Source organism: Treponema phagedenis (assembly GCF_008153345.1).
Taxonomy (GTDB): Bacteria; Spirochaetota; Spirochaetia; order Treponematales; family Treponemataceae; genus Treponema; species Treponema phagedenis.
This window is the reverse complement of record NZ_CP042818.1, coordinates 916,423-933,757: the sequence shown is the minus strand read 5'-3', so window position 1 is coordinate 933,757 and position 17,335 is coordinate 916,423. Positions and strand designations below refer to the sequence as shown.

Here is a 17,335-nt window from a genome sequence, read left to right as displayed (position 1 = left end):
TTATCTTATGGAAAAAACCGAACGGGAACCTATACTCAAAGTTAAGAATTTACGCTTGTATTACTACACTTCAAAGGGTGTGGTAAAAGCTCTTGATAATATTTCCTTTGATTTACACGAGGGCGAAACGCTTGGGCTGGTAGGAGAATCAGGCTGTGGAAAAACCACTACCGGCACTGCCCTGTTAAACATGCCCACACCTCCCGGAAGAATAGAGCCGGGTTCTGAAATTATTATCGGCGGCAGAAATATTGTAGAACTTTCCGACAAAGAAACACGAAAGAATGTACGCTGGGAACAAATTGCCATGGTATTCCAAGGAGCGATGAATAGTCTGACACCGGTGTACACCATCAAAAAGCAAATGCTTGAGACCCTGCGAGAACACAAACCGATGGACGAAAAACAAGCCTTAGAACTCATGGAACAGTATTTGACGCATGTCGGCTTATCGCCTGAAGTTTTAAACCGATACCCGCATGAATTATCGGGCGGGATGAAGCAGCGTGTTGTTATTGCATCGGGACTCTTTTTGCAGCCAAAGGTTGTTATACTTGATGAGCCTACCACCGCCTTGGATGTTATTATGCAGGCTCAAATTATGAATCTTTTAAAAACATTAAAACAACAGTTTAACTTATCCTTTATTTTTATAACGCACGACCTTGCGCTTGAAGCTGAAATATCCGACAGAATCTGCGTTATGTATGCGGGTAAAATAGCGGAGCTCGGCACCAATGCGCAAATTTACGGTGCGCAAGGCCCGATGCATCCGTATACGCAAAAACTTTTGCAGGCAACCCCCTTGCTGCATAAAAAAACAGATGAACTTTCATATATTCCCGGAACGCCGCCGGATCTTATCAGTCCGCCTACCGGCTGCAGATTCCATCCGCGCTGTCATTGCGTGATGGACAAGTGTAAAGAAGAAGAACCGCCGCTCATTGAAATTGAGCCCAGTCATCACGTTGCATGTTGGAGGTGTATAAAATGAGTGCTGAGAAAAAAATTGATCCGAATGATATCATCCTTGAGCTGAAAAATGTTAAAAAATACTTTGCGCCTCATCAGGGGTTTACCCAAGCCCTCAGAGGAAAAGCAAGTAATCCGGTCAAAGCGGTTGACAATATAAGCTTACAGTTGCGGCGCGGGGAAATATTCGGACTTATCGGAGAGTCCGGCTCAGGCAAAACAACAATCGGAAAAATTGTTATGAAGCTCCATTCGGTAACTGAGGGGGATATTTTCTTTAACGGTGAAAATGTTACAAACACCGATAAAAACAGAACAGAACTGTATCGCAGGCAGGTTCAAATGATTTTTCAGGATCCCTATGCGTCAATGAACCCCCGATTTAAGGTAAAAGATGTTTTGGAAGAGCCGCTTATTATTCATAAACTTCGCGGGAACCATCAAGAAACGGAAGAAAAAATCATTCAGGCTTTAAAAGAGGTAAAACTGAATCCTCCGGAAGAATTTATGTATCGGTATCCGCACATGCTTTCAGGAGGGCAGCGTCAGCGTATTGCAACGGCAAGAACGCTGATCCTTAACCCCGAACTCATTGTTGCCGATGAGCCTGTTTCCATGATTGACCTTTCCACCCGCGCGGAAATTCTGCATATGATGAAAGATGTACAGCGTTCTTTGGGACTGACCTATTTGTATATAACGCACGACCTTTCAACCGCCTGTTATTTTACCGACAGAATTGCCGTCATGTATTTAGGCAAAATTATTGAACTGGGCGAGGCAAACGATGTTATTGAAAATCCGCAGCACCCGTACACAAAGGCCTTAATTGCGGCGGTTCCCGAACCTGACCCCGATCGGTTAAGTCAGATTAAGACGCTCCCTATTTCCGGAGAAATTCCTTCGCCAGCGGATATCCCGCCCGGCTGCCGCTTTCACACCCGCTGCCCCTATGCAATTGATGCGTGTAAGGCGGGTCCCGAACCGGAATTTGTCGACATAGGCAACGGGCATTATCACGCCTGCATTCGTGCAAAGGAATTACAAAGTTAAATTATTTTTTACGGAGAGATAAAAAAAGACCGATGCGTTGCATCGGTCTTTTTTTATACAGTACGAATTATCGCGAATAGTATTCAACAACGTACTGGATATTGCCTACCGGCTGAATATCCGTTGCCGAGGGAAGAATTGAAACGGTAGCCGAAAGATTTTCTTCGTCAACCGCAAGCCAGCTTCCCCGTGATCCGTGAGAAAGACTTAAGTTATGGCGAATAAGATTTTGGATTCCCTTTTTGTCCTTTGATGTTATTACATCATTTGCTTTTATTCGCATTGAAGGAATATTTGCAGGTTTTCCGTTAATTAAGAAATACGCATGAGAAACCATCTGGCGAGCTTGTGCACGGCTTATTGCAAAACCCATTCTGTAGATAGTATTATCAAGCCGCTGCTCCATAAGAGAAAGCATGTTGTCGCCGGTTACGCCCTTCATTTGCTGCGCCTTGGCAAACAAATTTCTGAATTGCCGCTCCGACATTCCATAGGCAAAGCGGAATTTCTGCTTTTCTTTTAACTGTTCCCCGTAAACGGACATCTTACCGCGTGATTTTGCCCCGCGCACCTTTCCGGGACCGTTCGGCTTCTTGTCTAAAAGCTTACTGTATTTCGGATTCCCGAAAATATTCACGCCAAGTCTTCGTACAATTTTACCCTTAGGCTGTTTTACTGCCATCGTATACCTCATATACATGTAGTTTTATTTGCTTAAAATAAGCTTGATACCCCTACCCCGTTTTTGCACAATTTACGGGAACGCTTATGCAAAAACTGTTAAAAGCCTTTTAAAAAACAAGCCGCGCTTTCCAAAAAGCTTCACAGGATAAAGAATGTGGTAATTATGCGGCAAATCGACTCTTTTGTCAAGTAAGCGGTTGCGTTTGTCAGGGCACGCATGAACAAGGGGTAGCTACCCCTTGAACCCCGCTTTTAGGCGAAGGAAAACTTCGCCCGTACTGATTTTAAACGATTTTAAAACTGCCGCACCTTACGCGGTGTTTTTTAACTTGCGGGCAAAACAAAGAAGGTAAACCTTCCAACGTAAAAAACAATTTTGCCACGGATATAAAAAAACACAGCGGTTTTTACAAACCCGCTGTGTTTTTCCAAATAAATTTATTTGATTTTTAGACTGCAACCAGCAGCTTATTTGCCTATTTTCAAGCTGAATAATTTCGCAATTCTTGCATGCGCATCTTCATCCATTATTACTTCACCCTTTACAGCATGCCAATAATCACTTTTTTTAATCTCGTCGCCTTTATAGCTAATTACAGCTGCTTTAACTTTAGTATAGAAGCCACCTTCCTTACGTTTAAGCGCCTCATTCGCCTTTTGAACTTTTGCATCAATAGCCGCTTTGGAAACTACATTCTCACCAGCCTCTAACTTAGCTAAGATCCCATCAATGATGCCGTTCAGCGTTTGCTCAGCTTCTAAATTATGATTATGCTGCGCCTGCCACATTTCATGCTTTCTTAAGCCTGCGTCAATGTTGCTTCCGCAACCAACAAAGGTTAAACCAATTACCATCAGCAATGCTGCCGATACCAAAAAATTTGTCTTCTTCATAGACACACTCCTTCTAAGCATTCGTATGCTTTGTTATAGTTAAGATAGCATCAGTATACATCGTGGAATTAAAATGTCAAGTGTTTTTTATGTTTTTTTTATGTTTGCTATTATTACGTTAGTTTATGTACATAAAATATACCGTAAGCGCTCTTTTATCGCTATTTTTAAACTACGTGTGCTTTTTTTTATTATTTCGCCCTTTTTTTATATACTGACTCTCCTTGACCATGAGGGCTTTTTATGGTACGCTTACATTCGATGTTTCCTAAATATAGAGGTAAAACAATGAATAAGCTGAAAATCCCTGCGGTTCCGTCTATTCGACGGTTACCGTCATACATGTATATTATTCGTCAGGCGGAAGCCGAAGGCCAGGAATTTATCTCCGGAACCGTTATTGCCGAAGAGCTTCATCTTGAAGCAATTCAAGTACGAAAAGATTTAGCTATTACCGGCATTATCGGTAAACCGAAAAAAGGTTATCCCATTAAGGCTCTTATTGATGCCATAGAAAATTTCCTCGGCTGGAATACCGTCAGAAAAGCAATTATAGTCGGTGCAGGCAGTTTGGGAACAGCTCTTGCAGGATATCAGGAATTTAAAAGCCACGGACTTTCAATTGTTGCCGCCTTTGATTCCGATCCCGGAAAAATAGGCAAAACCATTCACGATGTGCCGGTTTTTTCAATAGACTTCATTGCCGAAAAAATAAAAGAACTTAACCCAGTTATTGCACTATTAACCCTTCCCTCCTCCGAAGCTCAAGCGGTTGCCGACAATATTGTCAAAGCCGGTATCGATGTCTTTTGGAATTTTACCAACGTAAAAATTAAAGTACCGCCGCATGTCCTCGTCGAAAAAGAAGATCTAACTTCAGGATATGCAATGCTCGGTGTAATGATGAACACGCGCGATGCACAATAAACGTTTCGGAGCATGGTACGGAAAAAGAGCAACAACAAATAATATTTTTTTCAAACCGCCTCATTAAGCGGTATAAAATACTGCGAAAATGGGCAGAGAAAAATAAGATATTTGCCTATCGTTTATATGATAAAGATATCCCCGAAATCCCTCTTGCCGTTGATGTATATATACAGCAAGAGCCGGAAGCGCGTTTTGCAGTGTTGGCTTTGTATGAACGCCCTTATGTAAAGAACCCAAAAGAAGAAGAACGTTGGCTTGATATAATGGCAAAAACAGCTGCCGATATTCTTGAAACTCCTGTGCATAATATTTTTATAAAACTGCGAAAACGACAATCCGGACTCGCTCAATACGAAAAGATAAAAGAATTACATACAGAGATCATTGTTCCTGAGGGCGCCTGCAAATTTATTATTAATCTTTCTGACTATCTTGATACCGGACTTTTTTTAGATCATCGCCCCTTGCGCTTGCATCTTTCACAAATTGCCGCCAACAAAAAAATATTAAATTTATTCTGTTATACCGGTGCTTTTACCGTACATGCAGCCTCGGGTGGAGCTGCCGCAATTGATTCGGTAGATTTATCAAAAACATATTTAAGCCGTGCGCAAAAAAACATGCAGCTAAACGGATTTACCGATACAAAACGATATTCTTTTATTCATGCGGATGTGATACAGTTTTTACAAAAAGCGGCGGAAGACAGAAAAAAATGGGATATTATCATTTGCGATCCGCCAACCTTTTCAAATTCAAAACGGAGCAGCGATTTTTTTGATATAAATAGAGATTGGCTAAATCTTTGTTTGAGCTGTTTGCAAGTGCTGCACAAAAATGGCGTCCTTTATTTTTCCTCAAATTCACGCAGACTTGCATTTTCCGCACAAAGCCTAAGCAACGCAAGCCCGTACCCCTTAAAAATCACCGACAAAAGCGCCGCCTCAATCCCTGAAGATTTTCGCAACAAAAGAATTCATTCTTTATGGAAAATAGAAAAAACAAACTACCCACCCGGTCATCTGAATCTCGGCGAAGCATAAACCGCCAGGTCTAAGGGCTGCCCCAAGCCTGTACAATACACATTAGTATGGTAAATTGCTCACCGTTGCGTTGTGTCGCACTCATTGAGTTATCAAAAGAATGTTTTCCCGGAAAGCGCCTCAGGCTTACTTGTATTTTAAAATTTCATAGCGTATAATGCGAGCTTATAGTATAATTTATAAAAATAATTTCAAAAGTATTTGCAAAATAGTACGAGCATCTATATGGTCAAGGCATGAATACTCTAAGATTTTATTTTTGTAAAAGCGGGAGGAAATATGTCAATAACACAAAAATTAAAAACCGAGACTTTGTGCGTGCAGGGCGGTTATGCGCCGAAAAACGGGGAACCGAGAATTGTGCCGATTTTTCAATCCACAACGTTCAAGTATGATACCGCTGATGAGGTGGCGGCTCTTTTTGATTTGTCCAAAGACGGGCACATGTATTCGCGAATATCAAATCCAACACTTACTGCTTTGGAGGAAAAAATTGCGCTGCTTGAAGGCGGCGTTGCAGCTTTGACAACTTCCTCTGGACAGGCTGCTACGCTTTTGTCTATTTTAACCATATGTAACTGCGGGGAGCACGTGGTGGCAATGAATAATTTATACGGCGGTACATATACGCTCCTCAGCTCTACGATAAAAAAATTCGGTATTGAAGCAAGTTTTGTTCCTTTAAATGATTTTGACGCCGTAAAAAAGGCTATCAAACCGAATACAAAACTGGTGTTTGCCGAAACAATCGGGAACCCCGGCGTGGAAGTTGCCGATATTGAAAAGCTTGCAAAAATCGCACACGAGCATGATATTCCTTTATTTATAGACAATACTTTTGCAACGCCTTGTTTATGCAAGCCGATAGAATTCGGTGCGGACATTATTACTCATTCGTCAACAAAGTATTTGGACGGACACGCGACAAGCGTTGGCGGTATAATAGTAGACAGCGGAAAGTTCCCGTGGAATAATGGGAAATTTTCATGCTTAACCGATCCCGATCCGAATTACCACGGGCTAAGCTATACGGAGCAGTTCGGCAATTCCGCTTTTATTGTAAAAGCACGCGTGGTGTTTTTGCGCGATCTCGGCGCAACGATGAGCCCGTTTAACGCATTTTTAACCAATCTCGGGACGGAAACATTGGCATTACGAATGGAAAAGCATTCATCTAACGCATTAAAAATTGCAGAGTTTTTAGAAGCGCATCCGAAGGTAGAATGGGTGCATTATCCGCTGTTAAAAAGCAATCCTGAGTATCAGCTTGCGCAAAAATATCTTCCGAATGGCGCAAGCGGTGTTATTTCTTTCGGCGTTCGAGGCGGGCTTGAAGAAACAAAAAAATGGATTAACCGGTTGGAGCTTGCATCCCTTGTTGTCCACGTCGGCGACCTTCGCACGCATGTTTTGCATCCGGCAAGCATGACGCATCGTCAATTAAGCGATGAAGCACAAAAAGCAGCGGGCATTTTGCCGAACATGGTCAGACTTTCAGTCGGCATTGAATCCGCAGACGATATTATCAAAGACTTAGACCAAGCTTTTTCCGTAGTGGGTAGGAGCTGATACATGCCGCTAATTATTCCAAAAAATCTCATTGAAAAGAGTGTTTTAGAAAGAGAAAAAATATTTCTTAAAAGTGAAAAAGAGGCTGAGCGGCAGGATATTCGTCCAATTCAAATTGCGATTGTAAACCTCATGCCCAAAAAGGAAGAAACCGAAATTCAACTTTTGAGAATGTTATCCAACTCCGCCTTACAGATTAAAATTGATTTAGTACGGATGGACAGTTACCGCTCAAAAAATGCGGACGCGGAGCATTTGCAAAAATTTTATAAAACATATGATGAGATAAAAAACAACAAATACGATGCGATGATTATTACCGGTGCGCCGGTTGAACGATTGGAATACGATAGCATTAAATACTGGGAGGAGTTAAAGCGGATTTTTGATTTTGCAAAAGCAAATGTATTTTCCACCATGTTTATTTGTTGGTCTGCGCAAGCCGCTTTGTACTATTACTACAATATACCGAGCACCGTCATCGAAAAAAAAATATTCGGAGTATTCAGGTACGAAAAACTGCAAGAGCATAATTTATTACGAGGCTTTGACGATGAATTTTTTATGCCGCAGTCTCGATACAGTTATGTCAATCCGGAAAGTTTTGCCGCCCATCCCGATGTGCAGGTTTTAGCACATAGAACGGATACCGGTGTCAGTTTGGCGGCTACCACCGACCAGCGGTTTATCTTCTCATTCGGGCACTGGGAATATGATGCGGAAACCTTGCACAAAGAATATCTTCGTGACCTGTATAAAAAAGCCCCGATTGATATTCCGAAAAACTATTATCATAAAGACGATCCCGGCAATTCAATCAGAGTCCGTTGGCGCACCGCAGGTAATCTCTTTTTTTCAAACTGGCTTAACTACTGCGTGTATCAGGAAACGCCCTACGACTTAAACGAAATTCAAAAAAAGAGTGTGTCAAAATTCGGCGGCTCATCGCTTAGTGATGCAAAACAGTTTGCCAAGGTAAAAGAAATTATCCTTGCAAAAGAAGACCGCGATATTGTGGTGGTTTCAGCTCCGGGGAAACGGCATCCCTCCGACACAAAGATAACCGATCGTTTAATAGAAATACATCGGTTAAAAGAAGAAGTACGCACGCTTGCCGATGTTATACAAAGGCTGCAAGAGGATTTAAGCACAAAAAAAGATGAGTTGCAAATTAAACTCACCATGAGCAAAAATCGCTTTTTGGAAATTGTCAACGATTTAGATTTGGATTCTCATTTTGAGCAGGAAATAGATTCCGTATTCTCTGAAATTGAAAAATCAACATCAAAAGACTTTGTGTTAAGCCGCGGTGAATACTTAAATGCAAAAATAATGGCAGCTTATTTGGATTATCAATTTATTGATGCAAAAGACCTTATCAGCTTTGACCGAAAGGGAACGGTAGACCTTGAAAAAAGTTATCGTAACATACGGCAAAAAATCGAGAAGGGGCAAAAAGTTGTTATACCCGGTTTTTACGGCAGCGATGAATCGGGGGCTATCAGAATTTTTGAACGGGGCGGCTCCGATTATACCGGCTCAATTTTAGCGCGCGCATTAAACTCCGCCGTATATGAAAACTGGACCGATGTAGACGGTGTGATGACCGGCGACCCGATGAAAAATCCCAATGTGGAAAAAATACCGCACCTTAACTACACCGAGCTCACGCAGATTATTGAAGGCGGTGCACAGATTTACCAACGGGAAGCAATTGAGCCGGTAAAAGAAAAAAACATTACGCTGAAAATACTTAACACAAATGCACCCGATTCCGAAGGTACGGAAATTCGGGATAACTAGTGGAGCGTTTTGTAATTAACTTCCTGTTATACAAATCGGGGTATCAACAATAAGGGACTGCGGATTTACGCATTACTATGGTAAATTGCTCACCGTTGCGCCGTGTCGAAATCTTTTTATAAAACTTTTTATGGTTTTTGTAAGATGTATTAAAAAAACGGTTCGAGTTATTAAAAAAAACACTATACAAGTAATACTTGTGATACACAGGAAAGGAAGGAAAAATGAAAAAAATAATTATTGCGGGAGCCACCGGATTGGTTGGCTCAACCATTTGTAGCATTTTGGAAGAGCGGAACTTCCCGATTGCGGACATACGTTTCTTAGCGTCGGAAAAATCAGCCGGCAAAGAAATTACCTTTCGAGGTAAAAAACACCGCATCGAAGTTTTGGACGAAAACGCTTTTGACGGATTTGATATTGCGTTCTTTGCCGTCTCATCCGATTTAAGCCGCCGGTTTGTGCCGATTGCCGCAAACAAGGGCTTACGCGTTATTGATAATAGCAGCTGTTTCAGAATGGATAAGAACGTGCCGCTGGTTGTCCCCGAAGTTAATCCGCAAGCAATTACCAAAGACAATTACATTATTGCCAATCCTAATTGCTCAACCATACAATGTATGGCGCCGCTTTTTCAAATTCAACAGCACTACGGATTAAAACGAATTGTATACTCAACCTATCAATCCGTTTCCGGCTCGGGCATGAAGGGACTGCGTGACCTTGATGAAAATATTCAAGAGTTCTACCCCTACCCTATTACAAAAAACATCATTCCGCACATAGACTCATTTTTGGAAAACGGCTACACCAAAGAAGAAATCAAAATGATTATGGAAACAAAAAAAATACTTCATCAAGATTCGTTGAAAATAACGGCAACAACCGTGCGCGTGCCGATTCGGTTTTCTCACAGTGTGTCCGTCAACGTCGAAACAACCAAGGACTTTGATATTGCGGAAGTAAAATCTTTGATGGATAATAAACTCGGTATGATTTTGGTTGATAACCCGATGCAAAACAGGTATCCGGTTTCTTCCATGGCAGAAGGAAACGATGCCATATATGTCGGCAGAATCAGGCGGGACGAAAGTCTTGAGTTCGGCTTAAACCTTTGGACAGTCGCGGATAATATCCGAAAGGGAGCCGCCTTAAACGCTGTACAAATCGGCGAGTATCTGAATAAGGCAGGGCTATGAGAACAATCGGCATACTTGGATTTGGAACCGTTGGGAAAAGCGTGTATGATATTTTTAATGAGCAAAAAACAAGTGTTGAAAAAGCACTCGGCTCTCCGGCGGCAGTAAAAAAAATACTGGTACGCGATATCGAAAAACACCGAAGGGAAAATTCGCAGCTCAATCTTTTTACACAGGATATAAACGAAGTTATCGAAGACCCTGAAATTAACACGGTTATCGAAGTTACCGGCGGTGCAATTTTCCCCGCAATTAAGCAAGCAATGATAAACGGAAAAGACATTATCACCGCAAACAAGGCGCTTGTTTCCGCGCATATGGAAGAGCTGCATCGGCTTGCAGACGAACACCGCGTAGAGCTCAAATACGAGGCAAGCGTCGGCGGGGCAATTCCCGTTATCGAGAAAATAGCCGACATCAAATGCTTAAACGAAATCACCGGCATTCAAGCAGTGCTGAACGGAACCTGCAACTATATTCTCACCGCAATGGAAAACAAGTTAAGCTTTGCCGAGGCTTTAGAAAAAGCGCAGGCGCAAGGCTTTGCCGAAGCCGACCCTTCAGCCGACATTGACGGACTCGATACTATGCGAAAACTGCGAATCCTTGCAAGCCTTGCTTTCGGTATTCCGGTGCGCGAACAAGATATTGCGGTAGAGGGCATCCGAGCTGTCGGCAGCGAAGAAGTCCTCACGCGTAAAGCGGAAGGGCTTAAACTCAAACTTATCGCCGAAGCGCATAAAACGCCGGAAGACATTCGGGCATCGGTAAAACCGGTGCCCGTTCCCGCCGGCACCGTGCTCGGAAGTCTGGTAAACGGAGAAAATGCGGTTATCATCCATTGCAGCAATGCGGGCACCCTCACCTTCAAAGGACTCGGCGCCGGAGGCAGACCGACCGCTTTTTCCGTTCTGAAAGATTTGTTAAATCTGAAAACGCGGTAAATTTTTTAGTCCGGCTCTTTGTGCAGCGGTTTTACCAGAACCAACCCCTTCCGCAGCGGTTTGGAATCTCGATATTTCTGATCAGACTTTGCCTGCACGCTTAATTTTAGCCGATTATAAATGAGTTTATCCCCTTAAAGAAAAAACTAAGAACTCTATAGAAAAAAAAAGAAAAATAGGTTATACTCTTATGTACACATGTTAGAGGGCTTATCTTGAATACTGAAAAACTGGAAAAAATACAAGAATTTATTGAAAACAAACATTATGTTGCGCTAATGTCCTTGCTTTCTCAATCAAATGAGGTTGACATTGCCGAAATTTTAGATGAAGAGACGCCGGCAAATGCATTATTATTGTTTAGAATGCTGCCGAAAGATCTTGCAGCCGATGTGTTCGCACAACTTTCAAGCGAACAGCAGTCCGCTTTTTTAAATCTCATAACCGATAAAGAGCTCGTGCCGATTCTTGATGATTTAGCCATTGATGATATTGTCGATTTGGTTGAAGAGATGCCGGCAAATGCGGTAAAAAGAATTTTAGCGCACGCGAGTGAAACCGATCGGACAATCATTAATCAGTTTTTACGGTATCCGCAGGATTCTGCGGGAAGCTTAATGACCATTGAGTACGTCAATTTAAAAAAGACAATGACAGTTGCGCAAGCTTTGCAACAAATAAAAGCAACAGGCTTAAAAAAAGAGACTATTTATACCTGTTATGTAATCGATGAAAATCGTTTTTTGCAAGGGATTGTTTCTTTGCGCTCACTGGTGCTAAATGAAAGTGATACGCTTATTCAGGATATTTACGAAGAGGATTGTATTTACGTACATACCAATGATGACCAGGAAACGGTTGCATCGGTGTTCAAAAAGTACGGTTTTTTGGCTTTGCCGGTTGTCGATACGGAGACTCGTTTAATCGGTATTATTACCGTTGATGATATCATGGACGTTATGCAGCAAGAGGCAACTGAAGACTTCCAGATAATGGCGGCTATGCAGCCTTCCGAAGAAGCATATTTAGATACCGGCGTATTTGCACTTGCAAAGCATAGAATCGGCTGGCTTTTACTGCTGATGGTCTCGGAAACCTTTACCGGCAATATCATTGACCGATATACGGATTTACTCGCAACAATGACGGTATTGACAACCTTTATTCCGATGCTTATGGATACGGGAGGAAACTCAGGCAGTCAGTCTTCCACCCTGATTATTCGCGGGCTTGCCACCGGAGAAATACAGCAAAAAGACTGGCTTAAAATCCTTTGGAAAGAATTGCGTATTGCAATGATGGTGGGAATTATACTCGGAGCGATTATTTTTGCAAAATCCTATTATATCAGTCGAAAACCGCTTGCAGTTTCCGCAAGTGTCGGTTTAACCTTAATAATTACTGTTACAATTTCAAAACTTACCGGCGGAATCTTACCGATTATTGCAAAACGCTTAAAAATGGATCCCGCAATAATGGCAGGACCGCTTATTACTACAATTGTAGATGCGCTTAGTTTGGTGGTTTTCTTTAATATCTCGCAATGGATGCTTTTTTAAAAAATGAGCCAAGTTAGGTTTTTGCCTTGTATGTTACTTTGCAAAACACCGCCCGCGTAATTGTTTTATACGATGTGTTTTTATGTGTCGTATACAACAGAGGAAAGATATGGAGTATAATGGGAGTATTATCCGAGTTTAGATATCGTAAGATTTCTCAATCCGCAACGGTAGACGATCTGGTTACCGAGTTTTTCAGAAAAACACTGCATATTTCATCGGCAATCGTTACTGTATTTGCCTCGTATTTTTTTGTACCGACAGTGATAGGAATAATCGGTATAACGGTTTTATACTGCATTTCGGAATTATTAAGGTTTAAAGGTCATTCCCTGCCCCTTATCACAAAAATAACTCAGGCGGCGGCACGGAAACGTGACAGGGGGCACTTTGTACTTGGCCCGCTGACACTTGCATTAGGAGTACTCGCCGCACTTCTTTGTTTTCCTATTCATGTTGCACGCATCGCTATCTTTGCCCTTGCCTTCGGAGACGGCTCCGCAAGTCTTGTAGGCAAAATTTTCGGACAAAAACATTTGTCCATCGCAAAAGATAAAACCGTTGAAGGCAGCTTCGCCTGTTTTATCGCAGTATTGGTAAGCTCTTTTTTTGCAACCTTCTCTTTTTGGCAAAGCCTTGTCCTCGCCGCCGCCGCTGTTTTGATAGAAATGCTTCCGCTCAAAGACTTTGACAACCTTCTTATCCCAATCTGCATCGGCGCACTGTGCATGCTGATTGGAGCATAAAAACATACCGCATCACAAACTTCGGAAATTTTATCATTAGCTCCGTCGAAATAAAAGGCGAAAATCAAATTATGTCAGGCGAAAATCAAATTATGTCAGGCGAAAATCAAATTATGTCAGGCGAAAATCAAATTATGTCAGGTGGTTACACCAGTTGCCCCAGTTTTTCGCTGATGAATTCGCTTTTTTCTTTTAAGCCGATGGTGCCGGTTTCGAGGATGAGGACATTCGGTTTTGCGCTGTCAAGGCGGACTCTTCCAGCGGATTGTTTTATCATGCGCAAGAGTTTGTCAATGGAGATGCGAGAAACGCGCATAAATTCAATGTTGACCCTGCCGCCGCGCTCTTTCAGCGAGGAGATTGCCAGCTTGTTGCAGGTTATTTTAATTTCGGCGAGGGCGAGCAGGCTTTCCACTTCTTCGGGCGGCTGTCCGAAGCGATCGATAATTTCAGCGTACATGCGGTCAAGTCCTTCTGAGGTATGCACCGCCGCAATTTTTTTATAGATTTCCATTTTTGTTTCCGGCACGGAAATATAACTGTCGGGAATAAAGCCCGTGTAATCAAGTTCAACAAGAACTTCCTGCGGCGGCTCATAGTCGGCATTTTGCAGCCGCTCAATCGCTTCTTCCAACAGGCGCAGATAGAGGTCAAACCCTACCGAGTAAATGTCGCCGGATTGCTCCCTGCCGAGCAGGTTGCCGGCGCCGCGGATTTCCATATCTTTCATCGCAATTTTAAAGCCTGAGCCGAGTTCGGTAAAGTCCGAGATAACTTGCAGCCGCTTCATGGCAATTTCAGAAAGCGCCCGGTCTTTGGGGTATAAAAGATAGGCATACGCCTTTTTATCGGAGCGTCCTACCCTGCCGCGCAGCTGGTACAACTGCGAAACGCCGTACATATCCGCGCGATCAATAATGATGGTGTTTGCATTCGGAATATCAATACCGTTTTCGATAATGGTGGTCGCAATCAATACATGAAAGCCGCCCATGTTAAACCGTTTAAAAATATCTTCAAGCTCATCGGAATTCATTTGCCCGTGTGCGCTGTCGATAAGCACTTCAGGCACAAGGTTTTGCAGCATACGCGCCGTTTCGTCCAAAGTTTCTACTCTGTTATGCAAATAAAACACCTGTCCGCCGCGCTCAACTTCTTGGCGTATGGCGGCGGCAACCTTTTCGGGGTCAAATTCCTGAATAACCGTTTCGATCGGGCGCCTGTTTTGCGGCGGCGTGGTCAGCAAACTCATATCGCGTATTTTAAGCAAACTCATGTGGAGGGTGCGCGGAATGGGCGTTGCACTGAGGGCAAGGCAGTCAACATTGGTTTTCATTTGCTTCAGCCGCTCCTTATCTTTTACGCCGAAGCGCTGCTCCTCATCGATAATCATTAAACCGAGGTCTTTGAACACCACATCTTTTTGGATAATTCGGTGCGTGCCTACTAAAATATCAATATCGCCGTTTTTCAGCTGCTCCAGAATCTTTTTTTGTTCGGAGCGGGTAATAAAACGGGACATGCGGGCAACGGTTACCGGAAAATTTTTAAACCGTTCATCAAGCGTTTCAAAATGCTGCTCCGCTAAAATCGTGGTAGGCGATAAAAAGGCAACCTGTTTACCGCCCATTATCGCTTTGAATGCGGCGCGCATGGCAACTTCGGTTTTGCCGTAGCCGACATCGCCGCAAACAAGCCTGTCCATCGGCACAGGCTTTTCCATATCCGCCTTTACTTCCGCCACGCAGGTAAGCTGGTCATCCGTTTCTTCGTAAGGGAAGGCTGCTTCAAAGGCAAGCTGCCATTCATCATCGGGCTGAAAGGCATGTCCGCGCGCCGCCTTTCTGCGCGAATATAAATCTATCAGTTTGTTTGCAATGTCCTCTACCGATTTTTTTACCTTGTTCTTTCGGTTTTCCCAAGACTTTGATCCGAGAATGTCCAAACGCGGCGCTTCGCCCTCATTGCCGATGTAACGCTGCACCAAATTCGCCTGCTCAATCGGAATAAACACCGTCTCTTCATTTGCATATAAGAGATTGATATAATCCCGCTCGGTGCCGCCGCTTCTTACCCGCTCAATGCCCTTAAACAGCCCGATGCCGTAATTCACATGTACCACATAATCGCCCGGGTTCAGCTCGATAAAGGTATCAATCACCGAGCTTTTTACCTGCTTCACGGATTTAGGAATCCTTCTGCGCCTACCGAAGATTTCATTTTCCTGAATCACCAGCAGCTTTAATTCGCTAATCCCGAATCCGGCGGAGAGATTAAAGGGAAGAATGTCAACGGCAAAATCTTTTAAAATTTCGGAAAGCCTGAGTGCCTGATTTTCGCTTTCCGCAAAAACCCAGATTTTCCAACCGTCTTTCAGCAAATGCTCAAGCTCTTCTTTTAAATACACAATGTTTCCGAAAAAACTGCGCGGCGGCTCCGAGTTAAAACTGACAGTTGTTTCTTCAGGCTCCGCTTGCGCAATTGTTCTGAAATACAAAGAGCGGCGGTACGCACTGTGCACCGCCGTAAAATTAAGCAAAATTCGATGCGGCTCGGGATATTCGGTCAATAAGGTTTTCCGCCGCTGGCTTTCGTCGAGAGCTTGGCGCGCCTTTTTGTACAACCCGATGTATTCCCGCTCCAGCACTTCGGCGGCGTTTTTTTGCCGGTCAAAGTCAAGATAAAAAACCGAAACAGAATCTGAATCAATATAATCCAATACCGAGGCGGGTTTTTGAAAGCAAAGCGGATAAAAGATTTCCTCTCCTTCAAATCCTCTTTTTATCCGCAGCTCCTCGATTATTTTCAGCGCATCTTCGGAGAATTCGGGAAGCGCTGCCAAATTTTCTTCCAAACAGTCAATGCGCTCATCGTCCCAAAGCACCTCTTTCATCGGATACAGCATAAGTGAAGAAAAATCATCAAGGGTTGCCTGAGAACTCAGATCAAAGGATTTTATTTTTTCGATTGTGTCAAAATCAAACACAATACGGTAGGCAATTTGCGCCGAGCCGGTATTTGCGCCGGTACAAACATCAAGCACCTCGCCGCGCAGAGCAAACTCGCCGCGCAAACTAACCCGAGGCACGCGGGTATAGCCCCAGCGTATCAGCTGCTCGGAAATACTGACCGTGTCAATCGCCATCCCGACCGAAACATGCTTGCACAAAGTTTTGATATACTCCTTCGGCGGCACCGGCGTTAAAAACGAGCGCTGCGGTATAATAAAAATCTTTTTTGATTCCTTAGAAAGGGAGGCAAGCTCCGAAAGCACCTGCGCCCGCTCCGCAAATACCGGAGCAGCGTTCGGAATAGGGCGGTAAGCAATGCTGCCCCACCAGGGCAAAACCTCCGCCGTCAAACCCGAAACATCCAAATCAGCGCGGACAGTTTCTATCTCCTTTTCGGTGGGCACCACAAGGATAATACTGTCCCGAAATGTTTTTACATATTCAAAAAGCACAAAAGCATCAAGCCCGCCCGATGAGCCCCGCACAGTATACGGAAAAGTCTGTGCCTCAAATTGCGCACGAGCAGTCTGCATAGCCTTCCAGCTATGAATCTTAGTTTGTAAATTGGTAAGCGCTTGCATACGGATTAGTCGGTTCCCCTGTTCACTCACGGACAGCGTCCGGTTTTACATGAGTATACCGAAAAAAGAAAATTTGTGCAAAGGTTTCATTTTGACGTCCTTGTCAAAATGAAACCATGGGCATCTAAGCCCGTTCTGATTTTGACGTCCATGGTAAAACCAAACCTGCGAGTTTTAAAGCTTCTATTTATAAAAAGAGTCCGACACGGCGCAACGGTGAAACCTTGGAATTTCCACCATTGTTTCGCCTACGAGTTTTGCCTGTTTACTTAAACGCTCAGGCAAAACATCGTTTGGAATTTGGCAACGGTGGGTAAGTTTACCATAGTGATGCTGAAGCTATACGC

General features: G+C 43.3%; 13 protein-coding genes. 10 read left to right on the top strand and 3 right to left on the bottom strand.

The window, feature by feature from the left end; genetic code table 11:
• Nucleotides 1-7: 7 nt before the first annotated feature.
• Nucleotides 8-994 (top strand): ABC transporter ATP-binding protein, encoded by a 987-nt coding sequence (locus FUT79_RS04060; RefSeq protein ID WP_002699863.1) that lies wholly within the window; start codon nucleotides 8-10, stop codon nucleotides 992-994.
• Nucleotides 991-2,025 (top strand): ABC transporter ATP-binding protein, encoded by a 1,035-nt coding sequence (locus FUT79_RS04055; protein ID WP_244951132.1) that lies wholly within the window; start codon nucleotides 991-993, stop codon nucleotides 2,023-2,025. Before FUT79_RS04060 ends, FUT79_RS04055 begins: the two co-directional genes overlap by 4 nt.
• Before the next feature lie 67 nt (nucleotides 2,026-2,092).
• On the opposite strand, the gene rpsD is transcribed toward FUT79_RS04055, so the two are convergent.
• Both rpsD and FUT79_RS04045 read right to left on the bottom strand, forming a co-directional pair.
• Complete coding sequence (rpsD, locus tag FUT79_RS04050; protein ID WP_024752274.1) at nucleotides 2,093-2,707, bottom strand: 30S ribosomal protein S4; 615 nt, start codon at nucleotides 2,705-2,707, stop codon at nucleotides 2,093-2,095.
• Between the two features lie 470 nt (nucleotides 2,708-3,177).
• Nucleotides 3,178-3,603, bottom strand: a complete 426-nt coding sequence (locus FUT79_RS04045) for a hypothetical protein (protein ID WP_148889289.1) — start codon at nucleotides 3,601-3,603, stop codon at nucleotides 3,178-3,180.
• A gap of 288 nt (nucleotides 3,604-3,891) precedes the next feature.
• Between FUT79_RS04045 and FUT79_RS04040 the strand changes: the two genes are divergently transcribed.
• The 8 genes from FUT79_RS04040 to FUT79_RS04005 all read left to right on the top strand — a co-directional run bounded on the left by FUT79_RS04040 (nucleotide 3,892) and on the right by FUT79_RS04005 (nucleotide 13,396).
• Nucleotides 3,892-4,530, top strand: coding sequence for a redox-sensing transcriptional repressor Rex (locus FUT79_RS04040; RefSeq protein ID WP_044635019.1), 639 nt, complete (start codon nucleotides 3,892-3,894; stop codon nucleotides 4,528-4,530).
• Nucleotides 4,527-5,576, top strand: coding sequence for a class I SAM-dependent methyltransferase (locus FUT79_RS04035; protein WP_483409846.1), 1,050 nt, complete (start codon nucleotides 4,527-4,529; stop codon nucleotides 5,574-5,576). Before FUT79_RS04040 ends, FUT79_RS04035 begins: the two co-directional genes overlap by 4 nt.
• Nucleotides 5,577-5,855: 279 nt before the next feature.
• Nucleotides 5,856-7,145: an O-acetylhomoserine aminocarboxypropyltransferase/cysteine synthase family protein gene (locus FUT79_RS04030; RefSeq protein ID WP_148879877.1), complete on the top strand. Its 1,290-nt coding sequence runs from the start codon at nucleotides 5,856-5,858 to the stop codon at nucleotides 7,143-7,145.
• Between the two features lie 3 nt (nucleotides 7,146-7,148).
• Nucleotides 7,149-8,948 (top strand): homoserine O-acetyltransferase/O-succinyltransferase family protein, encoded by a 1,800-nt coding sequence (locus FUT79_RS04025; protein WP_024752268.1) that lies wholly within the window; start codon nucleotides 7,149-7,151, stop codon nucleotides 8,946-8,948.
• A gap of 224 nt (nucleotides 8,949-9,172) precedes the next feature.
• Nucleotides 9,173-10,147 (top strand): aspartate-semialdehyde dehydrogenase, encoded by a 975-nt coding sequence (locus FUT79_RS04020; RefSeq protein WP_024752267.1) that lies wholly within the window; start codon nucleotides 9,173-9,175, stop codon nucleotides 10,145-10,147.
• Nucleotides 10,144-11,091, top strand: a complete 948-nt coding sequence (locus tag FUT79_RS04015; protein WP_024752266.1) for a homoserine dehydrogenase — start codon at nucleotides 10,144-10,146, stop codon at nucleotides 11,089-11,091. Before FUT79_RS04020 ends, FUT79_RS04015 begins: the two co-directional genes overlap by 4 nt.
• Before the next feature lie 215 nt (nucleotides 11,092-11,306).
• Nucleotides 11,307-12,650 carry a magnesium transporter gene (gene mgtE, locus FUT79_RS04010; RefSeq protein WP_002699832.1) on the top strand — a complete coding sequence of 448 codons (1,344 nt, stop codon included), beginning with the start codon at nucleotides 11,307-11,309 and terminating at the stop codon, nucleotides 12,648-12,650.
• Nucleotides 12,651-12,769: 119 nt separating this feature from the next.
• Entirely contained in the window at nucleotides 12,770-13,396 is a 627-nt protein-coding gene (locus tag FUT79_RS04005) for a diacylglycerol/polyprenol kinase family protein (RefSeq protein ID WP_024752265.1), read from the top strand.
• 145 nt (nucleotides 13,397-13,541) lie between these two features.
• Here FUT79_RS04005 and mfd read toward each other — a convergent pair whose 3' ends face one another.
• Nucleotides 13,542-16,988, bottom strand: coding sequence for a transcription-repair coupling factor (mfd, locus tag FUT79_RS04000; protein WP_148889791.1), 3,447 nt, complete (start codon nucleotides 16,986-16,988; stop codon nucleotides 13,542-13,544).
• Nucleotides 16,989-17,335 lie beyond the last annotated feature (347 nt).